The organism is Micromonospora sp. NBRC 110037 (genome assembly GCF_001652995.1).
GTDB lineage: Bacteria > Actinomycetota > Actinomycetes > Mycobacteriales > Micromonosporaceae > Micromonospora > Micromonospora chalcea.
In genome coordinates, this window is sequence record NZ_BBVA01000005.1 from 268,743 (window position 1) to 294,849 (window position 26,107).

The window sequence follows — 26,107 nt, forward strand, 5'->3', positions numbered from 1 at the left end:
TACGGTCCCGCCGTGGATCGGGAGACGTTCCGGGAGGCGCTCGACGCCGCCGACCGCGCTGCTCCCGTCCCGGCGTCGCCGAATCGGCTGGCCCCGGCACGCCCGGTCGGCGAGCATGTCGGCATGGCCGGTTCGACGGGTGCGAGGCTGCCGCTTCAGGGCGGGCTGCCACCCGGCGAGGCGCTGACCGGCACGGTGCGGGAGATCGCCTGCGACGAGTCCGGCTTCTCCGGCACCAACCTGCTCGACCCGGCCACCCCGGTGATCGTCCACGCCAGTGTCGACCTGGGCCGCGACGAGGCCGCCGAGCTGATCCGTACGCTGCGGTCCGGGTTCCGGTTCTCGCCCGACGAGGTCAAGTCCCGGCAGTTCCTGCGCCGCCGCGAAGCCGCCGAGGCGGTGCAGTGGTTCCTGGCGGCGCTACGCGGCCGGGCCCACGTGCACCTGGTCGACAAGGAGTTCTTCCTCGCCACCCGGGTCGTCGACCTGCTGCTGGCCGAGCCCTCGTACGCGGCGGGCACCCGCCTCGCCGGTGACCGGCGTCCGGCCGCGGCGGCGCTGCACCGGGCCGGGCGGGCGGCCGGGCCCGACTGGGCGGCCTTCCTCGCCGCAGTGGTCGAGATGCTGCGCACCAAGCGGCGGGACCGCGCGGACGACCGGAGCGTCGAGCGGTTCTTCGCCGCGCGCGACGTGCTGCGGCGCCACGTCGGCGACACGCGGGCCGGCGCGGTCCTCGACGCGCTCGACCCGGCCCGCGTGGCAGCGGTGCAGGCCCGGTTGTACGCGGGTGACCGGACGATTCCGCCACCGCTGGAGCCGCTGCTGCCGGCGCTGGCCGAGACCGTCCTGCACTGGAGCGCCGGCCGGCGGCGGGTGCTGGTGATCCACGACGAGCAGAGCGCGCTCACCGAGGACCGGCTGCGCCGACTCCAGGCGGCGCTGGCCGCCAGCGACCCGGCCGGCCCGTCGCCGCTGGCCGGGCTGGTGATGACCGACTCGCGCGACGACCCGCGCGTCCAGGCCGCCGACCTGCTCGCCGGGGTGGCCCGCCGGATGCCCGGCGACGGACCGCTGCGCCCGCTGCTGTCCCCGCCCGCCCCGAACGCCGCAGCCGAGCCGACGGAACAGGAGGCGACATGATCCTCGACGACGTGACGCCGCGCCCCGGACTGCACTGCGAGACCACCACGCTCGGCGTGCTGACCCGGCACGCGGGCCTGGACCTCTCCGAGCCCATGCTGTTCGGCCTCGGCGAGGGGCTCGGCTTCGTCTACTGGGACGCCAAGAGCATGGACGTGCCGTTCCTCGGCGGGCGCACCAAGCCGCTGTGCGTGACCCGCGCCGCCGCCCACCGCCTCGGCCTGGACCTTCGGGTACGGGAGACGACGTCGGCGGCCAGGGCGTGGCGCAACGTCACCGAGGCGCTGGACGCGGGGCAGCCGGTCGGCCTGCAACTGGACTCGTACCACTTGGACTACTTCACCACCCGGGTCCACTTCGGCGGGCACACCGTCGCCATCTACGGCTACGACGACACCCACGCCCACCTGGTCGACACCGCCCAGCAGGGCGGCGCGGTGACCACCACGCTGGACAGCCTGGCCCGGGCCCGTGCCGCGCGGGGGCCGATGACCGCGCGCCACCTGTCGTACACGCTCACCGCGCCCGGCGGCCCGCCGGACCTGGGCACGGCGATCCGCGCGGCGGTACGCGCCAACGCCGCAGCGTTCCTCGACCCGCCGATCGCCAACCTCAGCCACCGGGGGATCGCCACCGCCGCCGCCCGGGTGACCCGCTGGCTGGACCGCGCCGCCGACCCGGCCCGCGACCTGCCGCTCGCCGCGACGCTGATAGAACGCGGCGGCACCGGCGGCGCGCTGTTCCGCGCCATGTACCGGGACTTCCTCGCCGAGGCCGCCACCGTCACCGGCGACGCCCACCTGCGCCGGGCGCAGCTGATGTACGCCGACATCGCGCCGCTGTGGACCGCCGTCGCCGACCACATCGCCACCGCCGGGCGGACCGGCAACGCGGTCCACCTGACCCGCGCCTCGGCGGTCCTCACCGACCTGGCCGTCCGTGAACGCGAGGCGATGACGGTGCTGGCCGCCGTCGACGCGCGGTAGGCGTCAGCTCAGCTGCTCGGCCAGCGCCACGATGACGCCCGCCGGGCCGCGCAGGTAGCAGAGCCGGTAGACGTCCCCGTAGTCCGCCACCTCACCGATCAGCTCGCCGCCGTGGGCCCGCAGCCGGGCCACCGTGTCGTCGACGTCGTCCACGGCGAACATGACCGACCGCAGGCCGAGCGTGTTCGGCGGCGCGTCCGACGGTTCGGCGGCGACGAGCGCCGGCGCCCGGAACCGCGTCAGTTCGAGCTTGCCGTGGCCGTCCGGCGTCCGCATCATCGCGATGTCGACCCGCACGCCGTCGATGCCGTTGACCCGGTCCACCCACTGCCCCTCGACCGGCATCTCGCCCTCGACCTCCATCCCGAGTTCGGTGAAGAAGGCGATCGCGGCCGGCAGGTCGTCCACCACGACGCTGACGTGGTCCATCCGCTGAAGCGTCACGCCCCGAGCATAGGGCGACGTCCGGCCTGGTCAGCTCATGTCGAGCGTGTACGCCGCCTCCCGCACGTCGGTGTCCGGATGGCGGCGCAACCCGATCAGCAGGTCCCGCCACGGCGTCTTCCAGCCGAACTCCGACCCGTGTGCGACGAGCGCCACCGCGAACAGCCCACCGGCGAGGTCGCCGCGCCCGCCGAGGTGGGCCACCGTGTCGGCGAGTACCGCCGGGTCGGGCCGCTGCCGCAGGTCGCGCAGCCGGTGGCCGACGTGTTCGGCGGTGCGGACCGCTACCACCGGGCGGCCGGCGCAGAGCGCGGCGACCTCGTCCAGGTTGTCCAGCCGGCCGAGGTCGACGAGCAGCCGGGTGGCCGTACCCATGAAGCCCTCCCGGCCGGCGAGCCACCGCGCGGCCGCGACCAGCCCGGCCCGGTCGGCGCCGGCGGGCCGGCTGGCGGACCACAGAGCCGCACCGACCGCGAGCAGCTCGATCCGCCGCCGGGCGGGCCGGTCGGTCACCGGACCGCCCGGATCGTCGTCGGCCGCGTCCCGCTGGACCAGCCGCTCCAGCGCGGCCCGGAAGACCGTGTCACCACCGGCTCGCAGCAGGTTCGCCACCCTGATGCTCGGCGTCGTCTCGTCCGGGTCGGTGAGCCGGTCCACGACCAGTTCGGTGACGCCGGTCAGCCACGGCCACCATTCCCCGAGCGCGGCGAACGCGGCCCGCCGGACCTCCCGGTCCTCGGCCCGGCACGCCGCCACGAGCAACGCCGCGTAGGCGCGGCGGTGACGCTCCGAGATCCCGGACGGGTACGCGCCGAGCACCGCCCGCCGCTCCTCGCGGCCGGCGTGCACCGCCGCCCGCAGCACGGTCCAGCTCGCCTCGGGCCCGAGCCGCTGCCGGGCGGCGGAGACGATCGCCGCCCGCACGTCGCGGTGCGTCTCCGGGTCGGCGTACGTGTCGGCGAGCGTCGCCAGCATGTCCACCGGCGCGTAGCGGGCCAGGAGCCGGGCGGCCTCCTTGCGGCTGGTGACCTTCGCGGCGCCGGTCAGCACCCCGCCCAGCAGTTCGGCGAGCCGGGCCGGCGGGACGTGCCGTGCGGCCCGCCCCGCGGCGTACAGCGCGACGCGCGCCCGGTCGCTGTCGGCGTACCGGAGCAGCACCGGGAACGCCTCGTCCGGCCGGTCGGTCCGGACCAGCGCGCCGAGCGCCGCCTCGGCAACCGGCACCTCGGGTGCGTCGAGGTGGCGCAGCACCAGCTCCCGTCCGGCCGGGCCGACCACGGCGGCGGCGTGGACCGCCGCCGCCCGCTGCCACACCCGGTGACCGGAGTCGGCGACGACGCGCGCCTGCAGCGACACGAAGCGTTCCTGCTGGCGGGGGAGCCATCGCCGGGCGTGCGGCGCGGTGTCGGGCACCCACCGCTTTCCCTTCTCCACGAACCGGCCGCGCGGGGGCCGGTCCAGCACCCGGTCGAGCAGGTCGGTGCGGGACGTGCAGATCGTCGTCCACACCTCGTGGATCGCCACCGCCGAGGCATCGACGTCGAGGACCTCCTCGACGCGCCGTGCGCGGGTATGCGGGTCGGCGAGCCAGAGCGCGACCGCCGTCCGGGCCACCGGGGGCAGCGTGTCCGGCCCGATCGCCCGGCGCAGCAGGTCCTGGAGCTCGGGCAGGCGCCAGGCGCGGCGGCCGAGCGCGTGGGTGAGCGCGAACAGCAGCCCGTACCGCGCGCGTGTCATGCCGGACTCGAGCCGGTCGCGCAGCCGGCCGAACACCACAGTCTCCTGGCCGCGCCGCAGCACCGTGTCGAGCCGGTGCAGGATCGGCACGTTCGCGTCGCTGCTCACCAGGTCGATGGTGAGCAGCGCCCACTCGGCCAGTTCCGGCACGTCGACGTGGTACGTGAGCGTTTCGGCGGCGAGGCGGCTCAACGCGTTTGTGGTGGCCGCCGAGGTGTCCCGGGCGTCGACCACGTCGGTGGTGAGCCCGGTCAGCCCGCCCGCGGTCGTGGCGGTGAGCAGCGGCGCCACAGTGGCGAGCGCGGTGAGCGCGGCCGCGCGTACCGGGTCCTGCTCGTTGCGCAGCCGGCCGAGCCGGACCACCACCTGGGCCACCGTGCGCGGGTCGCGGGAGCGTCGCGCGGCCGCCACCAGCAGCCGCCAGCCGTCCGCCCGTTCGTCCGCGTCGCCCGAGCGCAGCGCCGCGCTCGCCGACGCGGACGCCGCCGGCCACGGCAGGTACGCGCTCCAGAACCGCACCTGCTCCTCCCGCTCGCGGACGGCCGGCAGGGTCAGCACCCGGGCCGCCTCGCGCGCCCGCACCGCGGCCGGCAGCGCCTCCATCACCTGGGCGCCGGGCAGCAGCGCGGTGGTGTCGGTGTCGGCGAGCGCGGCGTCGTACAGCTCGGCGCGGCGGCTCGGCGCGACCGCGCGCAGCAACGCGGCCAGCGCATGGTCGTGCTCCCGCAGCCGGGCGGCCAGCGGGACCAGGTCGCCGGTGGGCAGCGCGGCGAGGCGGCGTAGCAGCGCCCGGGGCAGCGCGGTCCGGGCCAGCCAGGCCGCCCGGGCCGGCGGCGTGAGCAGGCGTACGACCCGGCTCGCGTCGTGCGCGGCGAGCCGCCCGTACGCGATGAGCGGGCCGGGCAGTGAATCCTCGGGCGCGTACCGGTCGAGCAGGTCCAGCGCCCGCGCCGGATCAGCCCGCAGCACCGCGCCGGCGACCTCGCCCCAGATCCGCCCGCGCGACTCGGGCGGGGCAGTGGCCAGCCGCTCGCCGGCCCGTGCGAGCACGATGTCGGCGTGCCGGCGCATCAGCCGTTCCGGGTTCAGCGCGTGTTCCAGGTCGGGCAGCAGGGCGCGTACCGTCTCGGCGCCGCAGGCCGGCAGCAGCGCGGCGGCCTCGTGGTCGCCGAACCGGTCGCGGACCGTGGTGATCAGCGCGTCGGCGAGGACCGGCGCCGGGCGGCGGCGCAGCGCCCGGTAGACCCGCCGGCGGGTGGCCGCCGGCCGGTCGGTCAGGTCGGCGGGCGTCACGCCGGCCCGCACGGCGGCGGTCAGCGCGGTGGCGGCGGTCGACGGATCCCTGTCGGACGTCGCGGCCAGGACGGCCGCGGTGTCCCGGGTCGCCAGCGCGGCGAGCAGCGCGAGACGCCGCTCGTAGGGTCCGTGCCGGCGCAGGTCGGCACAGACCTGTGCCCGGTTGGGCGCGGTGCGTGCCCACGCCACGAGGCGCCGCGTCCGGTCGCGGTGGGACAGCGGATCGAGGGCGGTCAGCAGGTCGCGGGCGGGGGTGAGCACGGCGCTCATTGTGCCGGTGCGCGAGTCGCCGTGGGGGCCCGTCACGCCCATTCCGCAATTCCTATGGAAATTGTAGATTTTCAGCGTTCTCCCAGGTGACCGGGATTGACATTAATCGGACCGTCGGGGATATTCCTAGCGGCGCGTCGGGGCGCGGGGCGGAGCAGGCGAGGTCTGCGGATTTCACCTGCGTGGCGTGCGGAAAGGTGTTCGTGCTGCCCCTGCTCCGCGGGGTCCGGATGAGGTTGGGAAATGATTAATCGGGCCGTTGAATTCGCCAAGCACAATTCGCCGAATTCTCTGCGCGTCAAGGCCCGGCGGGCGCAGATGGAAGCGCGCAACGCCCGTATGCGACTCACCGTTCCGGTGGCGGCCCGCAGCGAGTTCGCCAACATCTTCCACTGCACCGTCCGCAAGACCGGCAGCCAGTGGATCAAGGCGCTGTTCAGCGATCCGGCCGTCTACCGCCACTGCGGGCTGCTGCCCTACGACCCGCGCTTCTACTCCGGCGGCGCGACCGCGCCGGTGCCCGCCGGCCGCATCGGCCTGGCCATCTTCCTCTCCCACAAGCGGTTCGAGGCGGTGCCCAAGGCCGGCAGCTACCGCGCGTTCTTCGTGATCCGCGACCCGCGCGACGTGGTCGTGTCCAGCTACTTCTCGCTGCGCAACTCGCACGCCCCGATGGGCGACATCCCCCAGGCGCGCAAGGCCCTCCAGGAACTGCCGAAGAAGGAGGGAATGCTCTACGTCATCGACCGGCTGCGCGACAAGAAGCAGTTCGGGCAGATGCGGTCCTGGGCGGTCGCGCCGAGCGACGAGACGTTCCGGCTGTTCCGCTACGAGGACCTGACCGGCGAGCGGCAGGCCGAAGAGGTCGACCAGCTTCTGCGGCACTGTGGGATCACGCTGCCGCCGGCCGAGCTGGAGGCCCTGCTGGCCCGCTACAGCTTCACCAAGATGAAGAAGTCGAAGGAGACCCCCGGGCGGATCTCCCACTACCGCAAGGGCGCGTCCGGCGACTGGCGCAACCACTTCGACGACGACATCTACGCCGCGTACACGGCCGCCGCCGGTGACCTCGCCGAGATCCTCGGCTACCCCGCCCGGGACGACGAGCGGAACGGGCAGGAGTCCGCCGCCCGGTAGAGCGGTGACGGCGGTACGGTGTTCGTACTGCCCGGAAGAGGGCGCATCACGAGCCCTCCTGCCCGAACCACAGTTCGTGGACGGACTGCAAGCCGTCGTCCGTCGAGTCGGTCACCCGGAAGAACTTCCACGCATAGCCGAACGGGTCCTCGAACTCGACGTACCTCTCTCCCCACGGTGCGTCCGCCGGACCGGCACTGATGACGCAGCCGGCAGCCTCACACCGCAGGGCCGCCTCGTCGATGTCGTCGACCTCGATCCCGATGACGACGCCGAGCCCGCGCGGGCCGGACTTCGTCAGACGTTCCCGGGCGCTGTCCGGAAACGGGATGCCGACCAGTGCGTCGACCAGCAACTGCAACGGACCCCGCCGGAGGATCGCCATGACGGGGCCACCAGCAGCGCCAGGCACCGTGCCCACCGGGACGAAACCGAAGCTCTGATACAACGTCGAGGCCGCCGCGACGTCACTGACCCGCAGCGCGACCCGTACCGGTGGCTCGTCGGTCATCCCGCGACGCTATCGATTCGGCACACTGGGCGCAACGCTCACTCAACCGTCCATTCCGCACCTGGGTCGCCGTATGCTCCTGCCGTGGAGCTGCGGTTCACCACCCGGGCGTCCGACTCGGCCTGGATCGACACCGTGTGGACCTGCGCCAGCGACCGGGTCGACGAGATGACCTCGGTGGCGACGCCGTGCTGGGGGCTCGTGTTCTGGCAGCGCGACGGGCGCTCCTACGCGGCCGTCTCCGGCCCCGAGACCGCCACCGGCACCGCGCCGGTGCCCGAGGGCGCGAGCTTCGTCGGTATCGAGTTCGCGGTCGGCACCTCGCTGCGGCTCGTACCCACGCCTGAGCTTGTGGACAGCGGCGCCGAGCTGCCCGACGTGAGCCGCCGGACGTTCCGCCTCGACGGCGGTTGGTGGGAGACACCCGGCCCGGACGACGCCGAGGCCCTGGTCGAGCGGCTGGTCCGGGCCGGCGTGGTGGTCCGCGACCCGCTCGTCACCGAGACCCTGCGCGGCGGCCGTCCACCGGCGTCACCGCGTACCCTCGAACGCCGCTTCCGGGCGGCGACCGGGCTGACCCGGGGCGCGGTGCGGCAGATCGACCGCGCGCGCCGCGCCGCCGTGCTGCTGGCCGCCGGCCGCCCGCCCGCCGACGCGGTCACCACCTTCGGGTACGTGGACGAGCCGCACCTGGCCCGCGCGCTGCGCCGGTACGTCGGACGGACGGCCGGTGAGCTGCGCGCGGGTGCCGGTGGCGCGATCGCGCTGGACCCGGCTCAGCGGGTCACGTCGTAGATCAGCTTGACGACGCCGTTGGGGTAGGCGGCGCTGTCGCGCAGCCGCAGCGTCTGCCGGTCCCGGTCCGCCCGGGTGAACAGGCCCTTGCCGGCGCCGAGCAGCACCGGGAAGACGAGCAGGTGGTACCGCTCGATCAGGTCCGCCTCGGCGAGACGGCGGGCGAGTTCCGCGCTGCCGTGGATGAAGATGTCGCCGCCGTCGCCCTGCTTGAGCGCGGCCACGTCGGCGGTGGAGCGCAGGATCGTCGTCGGTCCCCAGCCGTCGACCAGCGCGTCGTCGGGCAGGCTGGACGACACCACGTACTTCGGCAGGTCCCGGTAGGCGGCGTGGTCCTCGGAGTCGCGCCAGGTGGGCGCGAACGCCTCGTAGCTGCGCCGGCCGAACATCAGCGCCGTGGTCTGCGCCAGTTCCTCGCCCTTGAGGGAGAACGCCTCGGGCAGGAACTCGACGTCCTTGACGACCCAGCCGCCGCTGCGGTGGTCCTCGCCCGGGCCGCCGCCGGGGGAGTCCACCACGCCGTCGAGCGACATGAATCCGGTGTAGACAAGATCACGCATGCGGCCATGCTAGGAACGCCCGCCGCCTGGTGTCTTGTACGGAACCGACACGCGCTCAGCAGCCGCATGACGCCCCGGCCGGCGAGGTGAGGTCGTCGGCGGGCCGGCGGACGAGCCCCGCGTCGGTGCGTACCGGGAAGCCCTCCCGCACCCAGTACTCGTATCCGCCGATCATCTCCTTGACCGGCCGGCCGAGCCGGGCGAACTCCAGCGCCGCGCGGGTGGCGCCGTCGCAGCCCGGCCCCCAGCAGTAGGTGACCACTGTGGCGTCCGCCGGGATCAGCTCGGCGGCCCGGTCGGCGATCTGCGCGGTGGGCAGGTGGACGGCGCCGGGGATGTGCCCCTGCCGCCACGCCGCAACCGGGCGCGAGTCGACCACGACCAGACCGGTCACGCCCGCTTCCAGATCGGCGTGCACGTCGCTGACGTCGGCCTGGAAGGAGAGCCGGGCCGCGTAGTGGGCGACGGCGTCGGCGGGGCGGGCGGCGGGAATGCGCAGGACGTTCGACATGGAACCCATCGTGCCGAGCGGCGTGCGACCGCCCCAGTGGCGCGAGCGCCGCCCTTCGCTAACATCCCGCCATGAACCGTGCCACCGTGTCGGTGCTGGCGTACGAGGGCATGTCGGTGTTCGAGACCGGGATCGTCACCGAGGTCTTCGGCCTGCCCCGCCCGGAGTTCGACGTGCCCTGGTACGAGCTGACCGTCTGCGCGGAGACACCCGGCGCGGTGCGGCTGGTCGGCGGCGCCACGCTGCACACCGACCACGGCCTCGACGTGTTCGCCGGCGCCGGCACGCTGATCGTGCCCGGCGTCGCCGACGTGCACGCCGACCCGTCGCCCCGGCTGACCGCCGCGTTGCGTGCCGCGCACCGGCGCGGCGCCCGGATCGTGTCGATCTGCTCGGGCGCGTTCGCCCTGGCCGGCGCGGGCCTGCTCGACGGCCGCCGGGCCACCACCCACTGGCGGTACGCCGACCTGCTCGCCCGGCGGCACCCGGCGGTACGCGTCGACCCGGACGTGCTGTACGTGGACCACGGGGACGTCCTCACCGGCGCCGGCAGCGCGGCTGGTCTCGACCTCTGCGTCCACCTGGTACGCCGCGACCACGGCCCGACGATCGCCAACGCGGTCGCCCGCCGGCTGGTCGTGCCGCCGCACCGCGACGGCGGCCAGGCGCAGTTCGTCGAGGCGCCGGTCCCGGCCGACCCCGGCGACGACCGGCTTGCCGCGAGCATGTCGTGGGCGCTGGCGAACCTGACCGCCGAGATCACCGTGGCCCGGCTGGCCGGGCAGGCGCACATGTCGCCCCGCACGTACCTGCGGCACTTCGCGCGGGCCACCGGCACCACGCCGATACGCTGGCTGATCGACCGGCGCGTCCAGGCCAGCCTGCCGCTGCTGGAGACGACGAGCGCGCCGATCGAGGAGGTCGCCGCCACTGTGGGGTTCGAGACGGCGGTGACGTTCCGGCACCACTTCACCGCCGCGATGCGGACCTCGCCGTCGGCGTACCGGCGGGCCTTCACCGGGGCGTCAGGCGGCGCTCACGCCCCGGGCAGCGGTACGACGTAGGAGTCGACGCGGGCGATGAGCCCGTCCCGGAACGTGAACAGGTCGTTGAAGGCGAAGCGGAACGGCCCGTGCGCGACGGTGGCGCCCCGGCCCTCGCCGGTGACCACGACGACCGGCCCGTCCTCGATCACGCGCTCGACGTCGAGCCGTGGACTGCCGGTGAACGCGGGGTTCTCGATCTCGCCGTCGAACTCGGCCCGGCCGCGGGTGGTGCGGTGGCCGTGGATGACCCACTCCACGTCGTCGGTGAGGGTGGCGAGGATGCGCTCGTGGTCGCTCGCCCGGAAGCCGGCGAAGTATTCCGCGACCAGGTCACGCTGGGTTGCTCGGGGCACTGTCGTCTCCATCGTCGTGATGTCGGAGGTGGGCGGCGAGCGCGTCGAGGATCGAGGCGAGCCCGTCCGCGGCCTGGTCGGTACGCAACTCGGGCGGAAGCTTGCGCTGGTGCACCGTCAGGTCGGTGCCGTCGCGCGCGGGCCGGAGCGTGACGGTCGTACGCAGGCCGGTAACCGGCTCGTCGAAGACCAGCTCCCGTGGCGGGTCCACGCTGACGTAGACGAACCGGAGCCGCCCGGTCCGGCCGTCCGGCGCGCGTGTGTCGAGGGCGAACTCCCCGCCCGGCCGCAGGTCGACGGTCACCGAGCCCGGCGGCACGTCGGCGTGCGACCCGCCCCAGAACGCGGCGATGCTCGCCGGCGAGGTGAAGGCCGCCCAGACCCGGTCCGGCACGGCGGGCAGGTGCCGCCGGGCGATCAGCTCGTCGCCGTGCCGTTCGACGCGCGTCGTCACCGGGTCGCCTCCGGGTCGGAGAGGTGCGTCTCCAGCGCGTCGAGACGGTCGTCCCAGGCGCGGCGTTGCTCGTCGATCCACGAGCCGAGCCGGGTGAGCTGGTCGACGCGCAGCCGGCAGGGTCGCCGGGTGCCCTCCCGCCGCTGCTCGACCAGGCCGCACCGGCGCAGCACGCCGACGTGGTGGGAGATCGCCTGCGGCGTCAGGTCGAACGGCTCACCCAGCTCGCCCACGGTGGCCTCCCCGCGCGCGAGGCGGGTCACCAGGGCGCGGCGGACCGGGTCGCCGAGCGCGGCGAAGGCGAGATCGAGGTCCGGATCGGAGCGCATGCCCTCACGCTAGCGCAAATACACGTTTGCGCAAACAACCCTTTGTTTATGCTGGCGCCGGGTCAGAGCGCGCCGCTGCGGACGGCCTCGTAGATGGTGCTGATCGTCGGTGTGAAGCCGAGGCTGCGGGCGAGGCTGACGTCCATCTGCCCCCGCCACGGCTGACGGAGCGGTTCGGCGGAGGAGCCGTAGGAGTAGCCGACGAGCTGGGACATCTCGTAGATGCTCAGGGGCGACTCGTCGGCGATGTTGACGGTGCGGTTGTCGAACGCGCCCGTGAGGGCCAGTGCGAACGCCGTGGCGATGTCGGCGTGGTGGCAGACGCTCAGCCTCTGTGCCGGGTGCCACCCCATGCCGGCCGCGAGTTCGGGCAACGATTCGAGGTGCCCGTCCCGGTCGCCGTAGATGAAGGGAAGGCGCAGGATGCCCCAGGTGAGCCCGCTGGCGCGAAGCAGCTGCTCGGCTTCGATCTTGCTGGCGGGGTAGGCCAGCGTCGGCGCGACGGGGTCGTCCTCACGCCCGGGGTGCGTGCTGTCGGCGCCGTAGACGTGGGAGGTGCTGGCCAGCAGGAACCGGGCCTGCGGCGCGTGCTTCTCGACGGCGGCGATCAGGTTGCGGGTGCCGTCACGGTTGACGGCCCAGATCTGCTCGTCGTCGGGGGTGCGGAAGACGGCGGCCAGGTGGATGACCGCGGTGACGGCTTCCACGGCTGCCGGCAGGGATTCGGGGCTGAGGACGTCACCCTCGACGCGCCGTACGCCGTCGGGCACTGCTCTTCCGGGACGGACGAGGGCGCGGCACTCGACACCCGCCGCGGTGAGTCGCCCGAGCAGGCGGGGGCCGACCAGGCCCGTTCCGCCGGTCACGAGAACGGTCATGACCCGTGCTCCTTCCGGTAGTCGATCAGTCGTCTGGTCGCGCCGCTGAGGACGCGATTCATGGTCTCGATGTCCGCGGGGTCGACCCCGCCGAAGGCGACCTCCGCGATCAACGCCATCGGATCGGGGAGCGAGTTCCACAGGTTCACGCCGGCCGGCGTGATGTGCAGCTGTTTCTGACGCTGGTCGTCCGGGTCGGGCACCTGTTCGATCAGGCCTTTGCGGACGAGCGCCGCGATCACCGCGCTGAGGGTCGCCCGTTCGACCTCCAGTTCGCGGGTGAGGGTGCGCTGGCCGACCGGCCGGCCCTCACTCAGCCGGTACAACACGTACCACTGGGTGTTTCCGAGATCGTAGGGGCGCAGCACGGACTCCATCAGGGCCCGGCTGGCGAGGAAGTATTTCTTCGCCCAGACGCCCGGAGCGGCCAGCTCGTAGGCGTTCATGTCGTTAGGCACCTGACAACATTGTCAGGTGCCTAACGACATGTCAAGAGGTGGCTGCGCGCCGGAACGCCACGGGGCGCCCGGCAGTTGGGGGAGCAGGGGACTGACGCCGTTTCGGGCGGCGTGGCATCGGGAACGTCGTCGGGACGGGCACGGGACGGAGGTCGACATGAGGACACCGAGTCGCCGTAGGCGGATGCTTGGCGTACCCCTGCTCGTCACCGCGCTGCTGGCCAGCGCGTGCGGCGACGGCGGTGGGGACGACGGCGGCGCCGCGGACCCGAGCGCGACCTCGGCCACCGCCCCCGCGACGCCGGAGACGTCGCAGTCGTCCGGCGGGCGCGTGACGATCCCGACGTCCGCCTTCGCCGACCTGCCGCCGGAGCTGCGCAAGACCGAGGCGCAGCCGATGGAGGTCACCGACGCGCTGCCCGAGTTGTGCGACCAGGAGTTCCGCAGCGGCGGACGGTCGGTCACCGCGAGCGCCGCCATGACGAGCGCCTACAAGAAGCCGACGGACCCGCCGGAGAACGTCCCCTTCGGCACGCTGCACCAGACCGTCTTCGCGTTCGAGGGCACCGGCGCCGCCGACTACCTGCGCCGGGTCCGCGGGGCGATGGAGTCCTGCCGGTCGTTCCAGGAGTCGGGCGGCACCGTCACCGTCCGGTCCGAGCCGATGGCCCGGACCGGCGACGAAGCCCTGCTGGTGACGGTGACGCGACCGGCTACCGGCCTCGACGGCAGCCCGGCCGAAGGGCAGGCCACCAGCCAGATCATCGTGATCCGGGTCGCCGACGCGGTCACCGTCGTGCACGACCAGGGCTGGGAGGGCGCCAGCAACGACCCCGGCCTGTCCGACGACATCGCCGCCGCCGCGGTCCGCGGCCTCGACTCCTGGCAGCGCTGAGCGACTGACGGCGGCCGGACGGGGCAAACGGGAGCGGGATCGCCGGGCAGAATGGGCGGGCGACCGCAGCCGCGACGCGATGGGGGCCCGCCATGACCGCACATCCGCACGTCGTCGTCCTCGGAGCCGGCGTGAGCGGGCTCAGCACCGGCATCCGGCTGGCCGAGAGCGGCGCCCGGGTGCTCGTCCGCACGGCGGTGCCGCCCGCCCGCACCACCTCGGCGCTGGCGTCGGCGCTCGTCGGCCCGAACCTGTCGCCACCCGGCGACCCGCAACGCGCCTGGACCGACGAGACGCTGCGGGTGCTCGGCGCCGAGCCCATGCCGGGCGTGGTGTGGCGCGACGGCACGCTCGCCGCCCGGCCGGCCGGGGCGACGCCCCCGTACGCCGAGCAGACGCCGGGCTTCCGGCAGCTCGGCGACGACGAGCGGCCGGCCGGCTTCGGCACCGCGTTCACCGTCCGCCTGCCGCTGGTCGACATGCCGGTCTACCTCGCGTACCTCCTGGAGCGACTCCGCGACGGCGGCGGCGAGGTGCGCCAGGAGCCGGTCGGCTCGCTGGACGAGGCGGCGACGCTGGCCCCGGTGGTGGTCAACTGCGCCGGGTTGGCGGCGCGGGCCCTGACCGGCGACACCGGCCTGTACCCGGTGCGCGGCCCCCGGATCGTGGTGCGCAACCCCGGCCTGGAACGGTTCTTCATGGAGGCGCCGATGGCGCCGGCCTGGGCGTCGATCTTCCCGCACGGCGACCACGTGGTGCTCGGCGGCGGCCAGCGACGCAGCGACGACACCACCCCCGATCCGGCCGAGGAGGCCGACGTCCTCGCCCGGTGCGTCGCGATCGAACCCGCCCTGGCCGCCGCCGAGGTCCTCGAACACACAGTCGGGCTGCGTCCCGGCCGGGCGGCGCCGCGCGTGGCGGCGCAGCGGCGCGGCGACGCGCTCGTCGTGCACAACTACGGCCACGCGGGCAACGGCGTGATGCTGTCCTGGGGCTGCGCCCGTGACGCCGCCGCGCTCGCCCTCGGCGCCGCGCCGTCCGCCTGACGGCACGGTCAGGACACGGCGGTACGCACCAGCTCGGCGAGCTTCTTCTCCACCTCCGGGCTCCACCGCACCAGCGCGAACGACGCCGGCCACATGTCGCCGTCGTCGAGGTTCGCCGCCTCCTGGAAGCCCACCGTCGAGTAGCGGTACTTGAACTTCCCCGCGTCCTGGAAGAACACGACGATCTTGCCGGCGGCGTTGGCGTACGCGGGCATGCCGTACCAGGTCTTCGGCGCCAGCTCCGGCGCGGCGGACATGATCGTCATGTGCACGCGCTCGGCCAGCTCGCGGTCCTCCGGCGCCATCTGCGCGATCCGGTCGAGCACCGCCTGCAGGTCGTCGGCCTTCTTCGCGCCCTTCCTGCCCTCGGCGCGCAGCTCGGCCGCGCGCTCCTTCATCGCGGCGCGTTCCTCGGCAGTGAACCCGTCGGACATCTCGATCCCCCCTCGTGACTCGCGGTCCGCGTGGTGCCGACCGCCTGGCAGCAACGCTATGGCCCGGCGGTGGGCGCCCGCTTCTCGATTCCTGACCACCTGCCGGGACCACGGCGACCCGGCGCGGCACCTACCATCGCGGCCATGGCAACCCGGCTCGTACAGATCAACATGAAGGCACACGACGAGGTGGCGCTTGGCGGCTTCTGGGCGGAGGTGCTCGGCTGGGAGATGTCCAGCGAGGAACCCGGCGTGACGAACCTCGAACCCGCGGGCCTCACCTACCCGGACCCCCGCGCCCTCTACGTCGACCTCGTCGTCTCCACCGAGCCCAAGACGGCGAAGAACCGCGTCCACGTCGACCTCGCGACCACCTCGCCCGCGCACCACGCGGAGCTGGTCGCGCGCCTGACCGCGCTCGGCGCCACCCCCGCAGACGTGGGCCAGGGCGACGTGCCGTGGACGGTCCTGGCGGACCCGGAGGGCAACGAGTTCTGCGTACGGGAGCCGGACCCGCGGCGCGCGGACACCGGGCCGATCGCCGAGGTGGTGGTCGACTGCGCCGACCCGCGCGCCATGGCGGACTTCTGGGGCCGGGCTACCGACTGGACCGTGCACGAGGTGACCGACCAGCAGGCGGTGCTGCGCTCCGCTCAGGGCGTCGGCCCGTACGTGCGGTTCGCCCGCAGCGCCGACGCGAAGACCGGATGGAACCGCGTCCACCTCGACGTCCGCCCGTACCCGTCGGACGACCTGGACGCCGAGACCGCCCGCCTGCGGACGCTCGGCGCCACCGACGCGGACCTGGGCGGGGCCGACATCCCGTGGCGGGTGCTGGTCGACCCGGAGGGCAACGAGTTCTGCGTCCTCACCCCGGGCTGACCCGCTGGCGGCGCCGGGCGGGCGAGGGCGCTCCGCCGGATTTCACGTTCCGACCCCGGTGACGTCGTCGCGGGCCGATGAGTTTGCCACGGTGCGGCGGTCTACCCGTCGAACCCACCTGAGAAGGAGCCCCGCGATGGCCACTGTCATCTCCACGCTGTTCATCTCGGCCGACGGTGTCGCCGAGATCGACCCCGACTGGCACTTCCCGTACTTCGACGACAACATGGGCCGCGCCGTCACCGAGGACTACGACACCTCCGACGTGCTGCTGATCGGCCGGGAGACGTACGACAGCTTCGCCGGCGCCTGGCCGGACCGGGAGGCCGCCGGCGGTGAGGACGCGCCGTTCGCCAAGCAGCTCGGCGACATGCGCAAGGTCGTCGTGTCCCGCCAGCCGCTGGAGTTCTCCTGGCGCAACTCGGAGCTGATCCAGGGCGACCTGACCGACGCCGTGCGCGCGCTGAAGGCCGACGCCGGCATCAAGGGCATCCTCATTCCCGGCTCGATCTCGGTGGTGCAGCAACTGCTCGCCGCGGGCCTGGTGGACGAGCTGCGGCTGCTGGTGCACCCGGTCGCCGCCCGCAAGGGCCGCCGGCTGTTCGACGAGGGCGACGCGCCGTACCACCTGCGGGTGGCCGCGACGGAGGCGTACCCGACCGGCGTGATCCGGGTGATCTACACCCCGGCGCCGGCGCCGGGCGCGGCCGGGTACGACGACATCAAGGACCAGGTGCCGGCCGGCAGCTGACGATCACGGGGCGGCGGCGGCCGGTTGACGTCAGGCGGTCGACTCCAGCTCGTCGAAGGCCATGTTCCACCACGACTCCGGCTCGGCGAACGCGACCGGGTCGACCGGACGCAGGTCGTCGCGGATCGCCGCCGCCCGCGCGGCCCGCTCCCGCCCGCCGGGGTCGGTGGCGATGAGCTGGCCGAGCCGGTAGAGGAACTCCACGAACGCGGCGAACGTGCTGTTCACCGTCTCCAGGTTCGGTGTCTCCAGGTCCAGCAGGATCACCGCGCCGGTGCCCGCGTCCAGGCAGAACAGCAGCGCCGGGTCCTCCGGCGAGGCGCCCAGCACGACGTACGGGCGGGGGCCCTGGTCGCCCAGCTCGATCGACAGCGTGGAGAACAGCTCGACGTCGGGGACCGAGACGTCCACTGTGAACAGGATCGGCACCTCGACCGGAAGCGCGCCGTCGGGCGGGAACACCTCCGGCCCGAGCGGCCCGAGGATCGCGTCGAAACGCTGGTCGGGGAAGTAGATGACACCCCGCTCACCCCACAAGGCGGTGAGCTGTTCGCGGGTCACTGTCACGGCTGCGCCTCGTCCTCGTCCTCGGCCTCGTCGAGCAGGCCCTGCCGGTCGAGGAACGCGTACCACCCGTCGTCGTCGGTGACCAGCTCGGCGTAGCCGGGGCCGAGCACGTAGTAGTGCACGAACGAGTCGAGGTCGGGCGCCAGTTCCTCGAAACTGTCGCCCATGAACCACTCGGTGCCGGTCGGCGGGAAGTACCAGACCGCCCCGGTGGCGCGCTCCAGGAAGATCGGCTCGTCGCTGCGTGTGCCGACGACCAGCCAGCCGCCCTTGTCCTGGCCGATGGGGGAGAAGTTGGGCGCGTAGTCGAGGAAGTACTGGACACCGGGCAGCCGGCCGGTCGAGGCCAGCTCGAACGCGCCGGCCCGCAGGCCGTCGGCCACGAGCAGGAACTCGCGGACGCCGTCCGGCAGCTCCGCCGGCACGTCGCCCTCGTCGGCCGGGTCGCCGATCTGCCCGTACGCGAGACTGGCCGGCTCGTCCGCGGCCAGGTCGGCGCGGAGTTCGGCGAGAAGCTGCGCGAGATCGGAAGTCAATCCACTACCTCTATTCGGATCGGGGTTCCGTCCGGCAGATTCTGGATCTGCCCCCAGATCTGGGAGCCGATGTCCGTGTTGGTTCTACCATGCAGCAGCTTGAGGTTGTCGACGGTGTCCGGCCCGCCGAGCTGCAGTTCCCACACGTGGTCGGGGTGGTAGTCGCTGAGCCGTTGACTGAGCCGGTTGGCGAGGTCCTTGTCGTGCGGCCAGTACTTGTCCCAGATCTTCTGGCGGATCCGGTCCTTGTACCCGTCGGTGAGGTTCTTGTCGCGGGCCACCGGGTTGGTGGCCTTGTAGAGCTTGCCGTCGTCGCTGAGCTTCTTCAGCGCGGCCATCTTGCGCCGGAACTGGGCGGTGGCGTGGAAGTCCCGGCGCTGCACCCGGACGACCTTCGTCGGCAGGCTCCGGTTGGGCCCGGTGACCCGGACGATCGGCTTCTCCAGCTTCTCGACCGCCTTGCGGACGATCTTGCCGGCCGCCGGTTTCGCGGCGGCGCCCCGGCCGCGCCTCGGGCTAGGCATCGAGCAGTCTCCCGATGACCTGGTCGATGAGCGCGCCGACGATCTCCCGGGTGATGATCTGGAAGATCGGGATCTCGGCCAGCGAGGCGCCGAACGTGACCACGGCGGTGGCGATCGCCTGGGCGACCTCGAACGCGAGGATGGCGAGCTGCACGATCACCGCGATCTTCAGCGCCAGGACGATCGCCGCGCAGATGATCAGCCCGGCGCCGAGCAGCATCGCCGCGGGCATGCTGTCGTGCAGCACGAGCGGCCCGTTCTGCTCGCCGCCCCACCACTTCTGGAACGCCGCGATCGCCGGACCGACGTTCTGCGTCCACACCTGCGCGGCAGCCGCGTCCGCCGCGCCGGCCGCCGCCCCGATCCGGCCGCCGAACTCCAGCCACGCCTGGCCCATCTCGAAGAGCTTCTCCTCGTCGGCGGCCGGCCAGGTGTAGCCGATCCAGCCGAGCGCGGTGACCAGCTCACCCGGTAGTTGCAGTCCCACGGCTCAGCCCAGCCCGCCGGCCAGCGAACGCATGGCGCCCGCGCCGTCCTCGTCGACCCGCTCGTACGAGTCGGCCATCCCGGCGATGTCGGCGCCGGCTGCGGTGAACTCGTCGGCGGCCATGCCGACGCAGTCGAAGATGTAGTTCGCCACCTCGGTGTAGGCGATGCCGATGAGCGACCCGATGTCGTCGGCGCCCCACGGCTCGCCGTAGCCCTGCATCCGTGCCTTGAACGCCTCCAGTTCGCCGGTGAACCGCTTGGCCGCGTCGGTGACGCCCCGCCCGGCGGCCCGGATCAGCGGCGGGTGCACCTCGAAGCCGCCGCCGCTCATCGCTGCCCGCCGCGTGCCATCCGCTCCTGCGCCTCGGTCAGCGCGTCGAGGAACGACCCGAGCCGGGGAACGGCGGTGTCCCGTACCTCCTGCAACTGCTCCCGCAACTGCGACATGTCCGCGACCTGCGGATTCTCGCCGGTACGCAGCCCGTCGATCGCCGCGTTCACCGCGCTGACGATGTGCGCGGTCAGCTCCTCGGAGCCGAGCCGCATCAGCCGCGGCTCGACGTGCAGCGCGTGGAGCTTGCCGTCGCGTCCCATCTCGGCGCGGACCTGCCCGTCGGCGGCCTCGCCGACCGCCGGTGTCTCCGGCTCGTCCGCCGGCGGCGGACCCACTGTCCGAAGTGCCGCCATCGTCGCGTCGAGCATGCGGGTGAAGTCGCCGCTCATCGAAGGATCCGCACTCATGAGACCTCCCCAAGGCCAAACGCCACGAGCGTAACCGAGACGGACAAAGCGATTTGTCCCGTGCGCCGCCCGATCCGTCTTGGACACCGGGCGTCCGGGCGGCCACCATCGGCAGGAACACACGGGTACGGGTGACGGGAGCGGAACATGACCGAGGCGGACGTGGTGGTGGTCGGCGGCGGCGTCGTCGGGCTGACGACAGCGCTCACGCTCCAGGGGCGGGGCGCCCGGGTCACCGTGCTGACCGCCCACGACCCGGCCGACACGGTCTCCACCGTGGCTGCCGCCGTCTGGTACCCGAGCCACACCGACGAGGACCCACGGGTGCTGCGCTGGGCCCGGGACACCCACGCCGAGCTGCGCCGCCAGGCGGCCGACGGCGTGCCGGGGGTGGTCGACCGGCCCACCCGGATGTGGTTGCGCCACCGCTACGCCGGGCCGCCCTGGTGGGCCGACGCCTGCGGCGATCTGACGGTCGAGCCGGCGGAGCCGCCGTACACCGCGCTGCTGCGGTTCACCGCCCCGTCGGTGGAGATGACCCCGTACCTCACCTGGCTGCGGGAGCGCCTGGAGTCGGGCGGCGGCCGGGTCGTCCGCCGTGCGCTGGGCACGCTCGCCGAGGCGTACGAGGTCGCGCCGGTCGTGGTCAACGCGACCGGTCTGGCCGCCGGGCGGCTCGCCGCCGACCCGGCCGTGTACCCGGCGCGCGGGCACGTCCTGCTGGTGGCGAACCCCGGCCTGACCGTCTCGGTTCGCGACGAGGGCGACCCGGCCGGCATCACGTACGTGCATCCGCGCCGCCACGACGTGGTGCTCGGCGGCACCTACGAGGCGGGGGTGTGGCACACCCGTCCCGACCCGGAGGAGGCGGCGGCGATCCGCCGCCGGTGCGTGGCGCTGGTGCCGCAACTCGCGGACGCGCCGGTGCTGGGGGAGCGGATCGGGCTGCGGCCGGCCCGGCACGGCGGCCCCCGGGTCGAGATCGACCCGGCGGACGGGCGGCTGGTGCACGCGTACGGCCACGGCGGCGCCGGGGTGACGCTGTCCTGGGGCTGCGCGGCCGAGGTCGCCGATCTCGCCCTGAGTGTCTGACCGCCGCGGTGCGGGCGGCCCCCCGCCGGAGCGCGCGGGCGGTAGCCTCGGCCCGGTGTCCGCCCGCCGCGCCGCACTGTCCGCCCTCGTCGCCCTGATCGCCGTCCACATCGGCTGCACGCTGGTCGCGCTCGCGGCCTACCGCCACCGGATCGGCGTGGTGACCCACGACGGCGCCAGTTTCCCGGTGGAGCTGCTCGACGCCGTGGTGCCCCTCCGCGACCTGCTGCCCGCCGTGCTCTGGCTGCTGCCGGTCACGCTGCTCGTCACGTTCGCGGCCCTCGGCTGCTGGGCCGCCCGGCGGACCGTCCGTCCCGGCGACGAGCGGCTACCGAGGGCGGCCTGGACCGCCGGCATCGCCGCGGTGCTGCTCAACCCGCTCGCGGCCGTGCGCTACGCGTCGGCCACCGCGAACGGCGGCGAGTACATGCGTACGGTGCAGGTGGAGACCACCCTCCTGGTGCTGGCCGCTGCCGTGGCCACCACGATGAGCGCGCTCGCCGTCGCCGGGTTCGTGCGGCGCTCTGAGACAGCGAGGTCGCCGTCGCGGATGCGGGTGGACGACTGGTCAGCGGGCCCGGCGGGACGAGAGTGACCTGTCCGCTCAGGTGTGCCTCGTCCACGCGACGAACCGCTGGAACAGTTCGTCGGGACGTGGGCCCGGATCGGGGTTGAGTCTCAGCAGGTCGGCGGCGGCGTCGAACAGGCATGTCGCCATGTAGATCGACAGCGCCACCCGGTCCCGCCGGTATTCCAGCAGCAACAACAGGCGCGCTGGCTGGCACGGCCACGGGCCGGCGCAGACCCGGCAGAGCCACAGCGGCCGGATCGCCACGTGCGGCCGGATCGTTCTGGGCGGGCGGCCCGGCGGCGAGGATGTCGGCATACCCCATACGGTGACCGAGGCGTTGACCCGAGTCAAGGAGCCAGGTCAACTGTCTAGCGTCCGGCGTATGGAGCTGGTGGGCGCAGCCGAGATTCGCGTGATGCTGGGCGGCATCAGCAAGCAGCGGGTCTACGTGATCACCAGTAACCGCAACTTCCCGGAGCCGGTGGCCGACCTCGTGCAGGGCAAGGTCTGGTTGAAGTCGGACGTCCAGGAGTGGATCAAGGAACACCGGCCGGAGCTGGCCGCCGATTGAGCGTCCGGCTCACCGCTCCAGAACGGTGAGCCATTCGGCTGCGCGGGGACGGTATCCGTGCAGCTCGAAGAGCCCGCGCACGATCGCCGGCACGTGCCCGGCGCCGTACACGACCGCCACGTCGATGCGCTCGGAGGACCGGGTACGGATCAGCTCGGACAACGCGGCGAGCAGCCGCTCGTCGCGTTCGCCGCCGAACGCGCGCTCGGCGTGCTCGGTGAACTCGTGGTCGGCGTACCGCTCGTCGGTGGCCGACGGCAGGTCGTTCACCTCGATCTCCGGTGAGAGCAGACGCCGGGTGCCGCCGAAGAACTGCATCACCGTCACGAACGGGATCACCAGCCACATCTGGAGGCGGTACCGCAGCGGCATCGCCCGCCAGCCCTCGGCGAACTCCGCCGCCGACACGTCCGGGTTGAGCACCTCGACGCCGAGGGACGCGTACGGGATGGGGTCCGTCACCAGGCCGGAGCGCCGGTTGGCCGGCATGGCCCGGTAGGTGAGTGTCAACGCCGAGCCGACCACCGACCGGCCGCTGACGCCCTCGACGACGAGCAGGTCGCATTCGCGGAGCCGCTTCGTGACCGCTGCGTAGAACGCCGGGCTCGCCACGTGGAGCATCGGGAACACCAGGAACTCCAACCGGCTGCCGGGCCGGCGTAGCCGGAGCACGGCGGAGCGGGTGCCGATGACGCTGTGTTCGATGATCTGCATGCCTGCCCCCGTGGCTCGGCTGCTCTTGTCGGCAGGGTAGGGCGGCCGGGCAAAGGGTCCCGTGCGCACGGCGGCGCGGACCGGTCAGGAATCGAGAAGCCCTGGGCGGGCGCCCCGACCTAGCGTTTCCGGCACGGGCCTCCCCGCCGGGGAGGCCACCGCCGGGAGGTAGGCATCAATGGATACGCGCATCCGCCAACTGCACCGCTGGCTCTCTGTCGCCTTCACCGTGACCGTCGTGATCACCTTCGTGGCGCTGGCGCAGAAGGACCCGATCGTGTGGGTCTCCTACGTGCCGCTGCTGCCGCTCGCACTGCTCCTGATCAGCGGCCTTTACCTGTTCGCGCTGCCGTATCTGCGGCGCCGCCGCGCCGCCGCGCGCCCGCGCTGACCTGGGGGATTACCGGGGCCGGTCAGCGGGCAACACTGGCGGATGGAGCAGAAGGTGATGGTGTTCGCCCCGGCCCCGCTGTTGACGGTGACGATCGAGCAGCAGGGCGAAGCGACCGAGCTGCATCTGCACCCGGGCGGGCAGGGCGTGTGGCAGAGCCGGATGATCGCCGCGCTCGGCGTGCCGGTGACCATGTGCGTGGGCCTCGGCGGCGAGGTCGGCGACGCGGTCCGCAAGCTGCTCGACGACGAGGACGTCACGGTACGGATGGTGCGGCGCGAGTCCGGCACCGGCTGGTACGTGCACGACCGGCGGGACGGCGAGCGGACCGAGATCGCCGAGAACCCGGGCGTGCCGATGGTGCGGCACGACATCGACGAGCTGTACACGGTGACGCTCACCGAAGGGCTGCGTGCCCCGGTGAGCGTGCTCAGCGGACCGGCCGACCCGGGTGTGGTGGACCCGGACATCTACCGGCGGCTCGCCGCCGACCTGAGCGCCAACGGCGGAACCGTGGTGGCCGACCTGTCCGGGCCGTACCTGGAGGCGGTGCTCGACGGCGGGGTGAGCGTGCTGAAGGTCAGCCACGAGGAACTGCTCGACGACGGCCTGGCCAAGGACGACAGCGTGGAGGCGCTGCGCGACGCCGGCCGGCGCTGCCAGGATCGGGGCGCGCGGACGGTGCTGATCAGCCGGGCCGGGGAGCCCGCGCTGGCGCTGCCGGAGGACGGCGAGGCGCTGCTGGTGCACGCCCCGCCGCTGGAGCTGGCCGACCACCGGGGCGCCGGTGACTCGATGACCGCCGGGGTGGCGGCGGTGCTGGCCCGGGGCGGCGACATGCGGGAGGCGCTGCACGTCGGGGCCGCCGCGGGCGCGCTCAACGTGACCCGGCACGGGCTGGGCACCGGCCGGGCCGAGGCGGTACGGGAACTGGCCGGCCGGGTGCGGCTGACCCCGCTGGACGGTGGCGACGATGACGGCTGACCGGCCACCCCGGGTGCTGGTGACGAACGACGACGGCGTGCACGCCCCCGGCATCCGCGCGCTGGCCGGGGCCGCGTACGAACGTGGGTTGGACGTGGTGGTCGCCGCGCCGCGGCACGAGGCGAGCGGGATGAGCGCGGCGCTGTCCGCGGTGACCGAGGACGGGCGGCTGGTGTTCGGCGAGACCGAGCTGGACGGCCTGCCCGACGTGCCCGCGTACGCGGTGGCGGCCTCACCCGCGTACATCGCGGTGCTGGCCGGGCTCGGCGTGTTCGGGCCGGTGCCGGACCTGCTGCTGTCCGGCATCAACCGGGGCGCCAACGCCGGCCACGCGGTCCTGCACTCCGGCACCGTCGGCGCGGCTCTGACCGCCGGCAACAACGGCATCCGCGCGCTCGCCGTGTCGCTCGACGTGCTCACCCCGGCGGCGGCGAGCGCGGGCAGCGGTGGCGCGGCGATAGCGGTGCTGGACAGCGTGGACGACGAGTCCCGCCACTGGGCGACCGCCGCCGAGCTGGCCGCGACGCTGCTGCCCTGGCTGGCCGAGGCGGACCCGGGCACGGTGCTCAACCTCAACGTGCCCGACCTGCCGGCCGATCAGGTGGCCGGGCTGCGGCAGGCGACACTCGCGCCGTTCGGTCAGGTGCAGGTGTCGGTCGCCGAGCGTGGCGAGGGGTTCGTGCGTACGGCGGTGGAGGAGAACGCGGTCCGCGCGGTCCCCGGCACCGACATCGCCTGGCTGGCCGACGGGTACGCCGCCGTCACCGCGATCCGGGCGCTCGGGCACCTGCCCGACGTCGAACTGCCGGTCGACCGGTGAGGGACGGCTCCGCCCCGCCACCTCGTGCGGGCGGCGGGGCGGAGAGCGTCACTCGCCGGCGGCGCGCCGCCGGTCGGCCTCGGCGTCGGCGGCGCCCACCGGGGTGCCGTCGCTGTCGCGGTCGGCCCCGGACAGGTCCACGTCGGCGCCGGCCCGGGCGGCGTCGGCAGCCGCGTCGTCGGCGCCGACGACCTCACCGCCGCCGGTCTGTCCGTCGTCGGGGACCAGTTGCCCGGCGGTGGCCAGCCCGATCGGTGCGTACCTGGGGTCGGTCATCTCGTCCTCCTCACCGGTGTTCCTCCGGAAGCGGTACCCCGGTACGGGACGCGGCACACGCGCGCGGGTCAGCGGTCCCGGTCGAGGAAGTCCAGGGTGACCGCGGCGAACAGCGGCGACTGGTCGATGTCGTAGTGGGTCAGGCCGGGCAGGATCGCCAGCGCGTGCCCGCCCGCCGGGCGGCCCTCGCCGGTCCAGCCGCCGTCGCGCCGGCCGCCGTCGAGCAGCTCGAACACCTCCACGAAGTGGCTCGGCGGGGCCATGTCGGCGTCGGCGGCGACCACGAGCGTCGGCACCCGCAGGGCACGCACCTGGTCGGCGAGGTCGAAGTCCTTCCGCATCGCCTCGCCGATCTTGTCGAGCAGCCGGGGGAAGTCCTCCGGACGCGGCGCGACCCGCTCGTACAGCTCGTACATCGGGGTGTCCTTCAGGTATTCGGCCGCCGCGGCGTTGACCTGGCCCTGCTGCGCCAGCATGTCCGGGTAGACGGCGTCGCGGCGGATGTGCGCGGACGCGGCGACCAGCCGGCCGATCTTCTCCGGGTGCCGGAAACCGACGTGCAGGGCGACGCCGCCGCCGAGGGAGAAGCCGACCACGTCCGGCCGGTCCAGCCCGAGGTGGTCGATCAGCGCGGCGACGTCGTCGGCCATCAGCGCCATGTCGAGCGGCCGGTCCACGTCGGCGGTGCGGCCGTGCCCCTGCAGGTCCACCACGACGACCTGGTGTTTCGCGGTGAGCACGGGCAGGATCGGCGCGAACATCTCGCCCGAGGTGAGGCCGCCGTGCAGCAGGATCATCGGCCGTCCGCTGCCGTGTGTCTCGTGGTAGAGGCGTACGCCGTTGACGTCGGCGTACCGCCCGGGGGCGTGGTTCTCGTCGCGCTCGGTGGTGGTCATCGGTGCTCCTCGGATGTGCTGA

At 73.6% G+C, this 26,107-nt stretch carries 36 protein-coding genes; 15 read left to right on the forward strand and 21 right to left on the reverse strand.

Going from position 1 to position 26,107, the window contains the following annotated elements:
• Positions 1-12 precede the first annotated feature (12 nt).
• Positions 13-1,140, forward strand: a complete 1,128-nt coding sequence (locus A4R25_RS17475) for a DUF3800 domain-containing protein (protein ID WP_231915564.1) — start codon at positions 13-15, stop codon at positions 1,138-1,140.
• Positions 1,137-2,126 carry a BtrH N-terminal domain-containing protein gene (locus tag A4R25_RS17480; protein ID WP_064447421.1) on the forward strand — a complete coding sequence of 330 codons (990 nt, stop codon included), beginning with the start codon at positions 1,137-1,139 and terminating at the stop codon, positions 2,124-2,126. Before A4R25_RS17475 ends, A4R25_RS17480 begins: the two co-directional genes overlap by 4 nt.
• A gap of 3 nt (positions 2,127-2,129) precedes the next feature.
• Here the strand turns inward: A4R25_RS17480 and A4R25_RS17485 are convergent, their stop codons facing one another.
• A complete protein-coding gene (locus tag A4R25_RS17485; protein ID WP_064447422.1) occupies positions 2,130-2,555 on the reverse strand; it encodes a VOC family protein in 426 nt (141 codons plus the stop codon).
• A gap of 45 nt (positions 2,556-2,600) precedes the next feature.
• Positions 2,601-5,873: a hypothetical protein gene (locus A4R25_RS17490; RefSeq protein WP_064447534.1), complete on the reverse strand. Its 3,273-nt coding sequence runs from the start codon at positions 5,871-5,873 to the stop codon at positions 2,601-2,603.
• Positions 5,874-6,116: 243 nt separating this feature from the next.
• Between A4R25_RS17490 and A4R25_RS17495 the strand changes: the two genes are divergently transcribed.
• Positions 6,117-7,010, forward strand: coding sequence for a sulfotransferase domain-containing protein (locus tag A4R25_RS17495; protein ID WP_064447423.1), 894 nt, complete (start codon positions 6,117-6,119; stop codon positions 7,008-7,010).
• Positions 7,011-7,056: 46 nt separating this feature from the next.
• Here A4R25_RS17495 and A4R25_RS17500 read toward each other — a convergent pair whose 3' ends face one another.
• Positions 7,057-7,521 (reverse strand): glyoxalase/bleomycin resistance/extradiol dioxygenase family protein, encoded by a 465-nt coding sequence (locus tag A4R25_RS17500; protein WP_064447424.1) that lies wholly within the window; start codon positions 7,519-7,521, stop codon positions 7,057-7,059.
• Between the two features lie 84 nt (positions 7,522-7,605).
• On the opposite strand from A4R25_RS17500, the gene A4R25_RS17505 reads away from it, so the two are divergent.
• Complete coding sequence (locus A4R25_RS17505; RefSeq protein ID WP_064447425.1) at positions 7,606-8,316, forward strand: helix-turn-helix domain-containing protein; 711 nt, start codon at positions 7,606-7,608, stop codon at positions 8,314-8,316.
• Here the strand turns inward: A4R25_RS17505 and A4R25_RS17510 are convergent.
• Positions 8,298-8,876 carry a dihydrofolate reductase family protein gene (locus A4R25_RS17510; protein WP_064447426.1) on the reverse strand — a complete coding sequence of 193 codons (579 nt, stop codon included), beginning with the start codon at positions 8,874-8,876 and terminating at the stop codon, positions 8,298-8,300. The two genes, A4R25_RS17505 and A4R25_RS17510, sit on opposite strands and share 19 nt — an antisense overlap.
• A 55-nt stretch (positions 8,877-8,931) precedes the next feature.
• Positions 8,932-9,396: a rhodanese-like domain-containing protein gene (locus A4R25_RS17515; protein WP_064447427.1), complete on the reverse strand. Its 465-nt coding sequence runs from the start codon at positions 9,394-9,396 to the stop codon at positions 8,932-8,934.
• 62 nt (positions 9,397-9,458) lie between these two features.
• On the opposite strand from A4R25_RS17515, the gene ftrA reads away from it, so the two are divergent.
• Positions 9,459-10,451 (forward strand): transcriptional regulator FtrA, encoded by a 993-nt coding sequence (gene ftrA / locus A4R25_RS17520; protein ID WP_064447428.1) that lies wholly within the window; start codon positions 9,459-9,461, stop codon positions 10,449-10,451.
• Here the strand turns inward: ftrA and A4R25_RS17525 are convergent.
• The 5 genes from A4R25_RS17525 to A4R25_RS17545 form a co-directional block, all read right to left on the reverse strand.
• Positions 10,424-10,786, reverse strand: a complete 363-nt coding sequence (locus tag A4R25_RS17525) for a nuclear transport factor 2 family protein (protein WP_043325175.1) — start codon at positions 10,784-10,786, stop codon at positions 10,424-10,426. The genes ftrA and A4R25_RS17525 overlap by 28 nt on opposite strands.
• Positions 10,764-11,240: an SRPBCC domain-containing protein gene (locus A4R25_RS17530; RefSeq protein WP_064447429.1), complete on the reverse strand. Its 477-nt coding sequence runs from the start codon at positions 11,238-11,240 to the stop codon at positions 10,764-10,766. Before A4R25_RS17530 ends, A4R25_RS17525 begins: the two co-directional genes overlap by 23 nt.
• Positions 11,237-11,569 (reverse strand): helix-turn-helix transcriptional regulator, encoded by a 333-nt coding sequence (locus A4R25_RS17535; RefSeq protein ID WP_064447430.1) that lies wholly within the window; start codon positions 11,567-11,569, stop codon positions 11,237-11,239. Before A4R25_RS17535 ends, A4R25_RS17530 begins: the two co-directional genes overlap by 4 nt.
• 62 nt (positions 11,570-11,631) lie before the next feature.
• Complete coding sequence (locus tag A4R25_RS17540; protein WP_064447431.1) at positions 11,632-12,447, reverse strand: NAD(P)-dependent oxidoreductase; 816 nt, start codon at positions 12,445-12,447, stop codon at positions 11,632-11,634.
• On the reverse strand, positions 12,444-12,893 hold the full coding sequence (locus A4R25_RS17545; RefSeq protein WP_043325171.1) for a MarR family winged helix-turn-helix transcriptional regulator: 450 nt from the start codon (positions 12,891-12,893) through the stop codon (positions 12,444-12,446). Before A4R25_RS17545 ends, A4R25_RS17540 begins: the two co-directional genes overlap by 4 nt.
• Before the next feature lie 196 nt (positions 12,894-13,089).
• Here A4R25_RS17545 and A4R25_RS17550 point away from each other — a divergent pair, with 196 nt between their 5' ends.
• The gene (locus tag A4R25_RS17550) at positions 13,090-13,800 is read left to right on the forward strand and encodes a hypothetical protein (protein WP_064447432.1); all 711 of its coding nucleotides are present in this window, start codon (positions 13,090-13,092) and stop codon (positions 13,798-13,800) included.
• Positions 13,801-13,892: 92 nt separating this feature from the next.
• Entirely contained in the window at positions 13,893-14,846 is a 954-nt protein-coding gene (locus A4R25_RS17555) for an FAD-dependent oxidoreductase (RefSeq protein ID WP_043325169.1), read from the forward strand.
• An 8-nt stretch (positions 14,847-14,854) separates the two neighbouring features.
• On the opposite strand, the gene A4R25_RS17560 is transcribed toward A4R25_RS17555, so the two are convergent.
• On the reverse strand, positions 14,855-15,280 hold the full coding sequence (locus tag A4R25_RS17560; protein WP_043325168.1) for an iron chaperone: 426 nt from the start codon (positions 15,278-15,280) through the stop codon (positions 14,855-14,857).
• 144 nt (positions 15,281-15,424) lie between these two features.
• On the opposite strand from A4R25_RS17560, the gene A4R25_RS17565 reads away from it, so the two are divergent.
• Complete coding sequence (locus A4R25_RS17565; protein ID WP_064447433.1) at positions 15,425-16,162, forward strand: VOC family protein; 738 nt, start codon at positions 15,425-15,427, stop codon at positions 16,160-16,162.
• Between the two features lie 136 nt (positions 16,163-16,298).
• The gene (locus A4R25_RS17570) at positions 16,299-16,913 is read left to right on the forward strand and encodes a dihydrofolate reductase family protein (RefSeq protein ID WP_064447434.1); all 615 of its coding nucleotides are present in this window, start codon (positions 16,299-16,301) and stop codon (positions 16,911-16,913) included.
• Positions 16,914-16,943: 30 nt separating this feature from the next.
• On the opposite strand, the gene A4R25_RS17575 is transcribed toward A4R25_RS17570, so the two are convergent.
• From A4R25_RS17575 to A4R25_RS17600, 6 genes are read right to left on the reverse strand one after another with little or no spacing between them, the layout of a single operon-like run.
• Complete coding sequence (locus tag A4R25_RS17575) at positions 16,944-17,480, reverse strand: SUKH-4 family immunity protein (RefSeq protein WP_013285189.1); 537 nt, start codon at positions 17,478-17,480, stop codon at positions 16,944-16,946.
• The gene (locus tag A4R25_RS17580) at positions 17,477-18,016 is read right to left on the reverse strand and encodes an SUKH-4 family immunity protein (RefSeq protein WP_064447435.1); all 540 of its coding nucleotides are present in this window, start codon (positions 18,014-18,016) and stop codon (positions 17,477-17,479) included. Before A4R25_RS17580 ends, A4R25_RS17575 begins: the two co-directional genes overlap by 4 nt.
• Positions 18,013-18,540 carry a hypothetical protein gene (locus A4R25_RS17585; RefSeq protein WP_043325163.1) on the reverse strand — a complete coding sequence of 176 codons (528 nt, stop codon included), beginning with the start codon at positions 18,538-18,540 and terminating at the stop codon, positions 18,013-18,015. The genes A4R25_RS17580 and A4R25_RS17585 overlap by 4 nt, the downstream gene beginning before the upstream one ends.
• A complete protein-coding gene (locus A4R25_RS17590; protein WP_064447436.1) occupies positions 18,533-19,027 on the reverse strand; it encodes a hypothetical protein in 495 nt (164 codons plus the stop codon). The genes A4R25_RS17585 and A4R25_RS17590 overlap by 8 nt, the downstream gene beginning before the upstream one ends.
• A gap of 3 nt (positions 19,028-19,030) precedes the next feature.
• Entirely contained in the window at positions 19,031-19,360 is a 330-nt protein-coding gene (locus A4R25_RS17595; protein WP_064447437.1) for a hypothetical protein, read from the reverse strand.
• Positions 19,357-19,770, reverse strand: a complete 414-nt coding sequence (locus tag A4R25_RS17600) for a YbaB/EbfC family nucleoid-associated protein (protein WP_043325160.1) — start codon at positions 19,768-19,770, stop codon at positions 19,357-19,359. The genes A4R25_RS17595 and A4R25_RS17600 overlap by 4 nt, the downstream gene beginning before the upstream one ends.
• Before the next feature lie 147 nt (positions 19,771-19,917).
• Here A4R25_RS17600 and A4R25_RS17605 point away from each other — a divergent pair, with 147 nt between their 5' ends.
• Both A4R25_RS17605 and A4R25_RS17610 read left to right on the forward strand, forming a co-directional pair.
• Positions 19,918-20,862 (forward strand): FAD-dependent oxidoreductase, encoded by a 945-nt coding sequence (locus A4R25_RS17605; RefSeq protein WP_064447438.1) that lies wholly within the window; start codon positions 19,918-19,920, stop codon positions 20,860-20,862.
• Between the two features lie 55 nt (positions 20,863-20,917).
• A complete protein-coding gene (locus A4R25_RS17610) occupies positions 20,918-21,457 on the forward strand; it encodes a hypothetical protein (protein ID WP_064447439.1) in 540 nt (179 codons plus the stop codon).
• Between the two features lie 9 nt (positions 21,458-21,466).
• On the opposite strand, the gene A4R25_RS17615 is transcribed toward A4R25_RS17610, so the two are convergent.
• A complete protein-coding gene (locus tag A4R25_RS17615) occupies positions 21,467-21,748 on the reverse strand; it encodes a hypothetical protein (protein ID WP_064447440.1) in 282 nt (93 codons plus the stop codon).
• Between the two features lie 67 nt (positions 21,749-21,815).
• Here A4R25_RS17615 and A4R25_RS17620 point away from each other — a divergent pair, with 67 nt between their 5' ends.
• Positions 21,816-22,004, forward strand: coding sequence for a hypothetical protein (locus A4R25_RS17620; RefSeq protein ID WP_043325157.1), 189 nt, complete (start codon positions 21,816-21,818; stop codon positions 22,002-22,004).
• Between the two features lie 9 nt (positions 22,005-22,013).
• Here the strand turns inward: A4R25_RS17620 and A4R25_RS17625 are convergent, their stop codons facing one another.
• Positions 22,014-22,718 (reverse strand): hypothetical protein, encoded by a 705-nt coding sequence (locus tag A4R25_RS17625; RefSeq protein WP_064447441.1) that lies wholly within the window; start codon positions 22,716-22,718, stop codon positions 22,014-22,016.
• 178 nt (positions 22,719-22,896) lie between these two features.
• Between A4R25_RS17625 and A4R25_RS17630 the strand changes: the two genes are divergently transcribed.
• The 3 genes from A4R25_RS17630 to surE are packed head-to-tail and all read left to right on the forward strand — an operon-like array spanning position 22,897 to position 24,913.
• The gene (locus A4R25_RS17630; RefSeq protein WP_064447442.1) at positions 22,897-23,109 is read left to right on the forward strand and encodes a hypothetical protein; all 213 of its coding nucleotides are present in this window, start codon (positions 22,897-22,899) and stop codon (positions 23,107-23,109) included.
• A gap of 42 nt (positions 23,110-23,151) precedes the next feature.
• Positions 23,152-24,093: a 1-phosphofructokinase family hexose kinase gene (locus A4R25_RS17635; RefSeq protein ID WP_231915565.1), complete on the forward strand. Its 942-nt coding sequence runs from the start codon at positions 23,152-23,154 to the stop codon at positions 24,091-24,093.
• Positions 24,083-24,913, forward strand: a complete 831-nt coding sequence (surE, locus tag A4R25_RS17640) for a 5'/3'-nucleotidase SurE (RefSeq protein WP_064447535.1) — start codon at positions 24,083-24,085, stop codon at positions 24,911-24,913. The genes A4R25_RS17635 and surE overlap by 11 nt, the downstream gene beginning before the upstream one ends.
• 48 nt (positions 24,914-24,961) lie before the next feature.
• Here the strand turns inward: surE and A4R25_RS17645 are convergent, their stop codons facing one another.
• Positions 24,962-25,189 carry a hypothetical protein gene (locus tag A4R25_RS17645; RefSeq protein WP_043330397.1) on the reverse strand — a complete coding sequence of 76 codons (228 nt, stop codon included), beginning with the start codon at positions 25,187-25,189 and terminating at the stop codon, positions 24,962-24,964.
• A 68-nt stretch (positions 25,190-25,257) separates the two neighbouring features.
• The gene (locus A4R25_RS17650) at positions 25,258-26,085 is read right to left on the reverse strand and encodes an alpha/beta fold hydrolase (protein WP_064447443.1); all 828 of its coding nucleotides are present in this window, start codon (positions 26,083-26,085) and stop codon (positions 25,258-25,260) included.
• Positions 26,086-26,107: the final 22 nt, after the last annotated feature.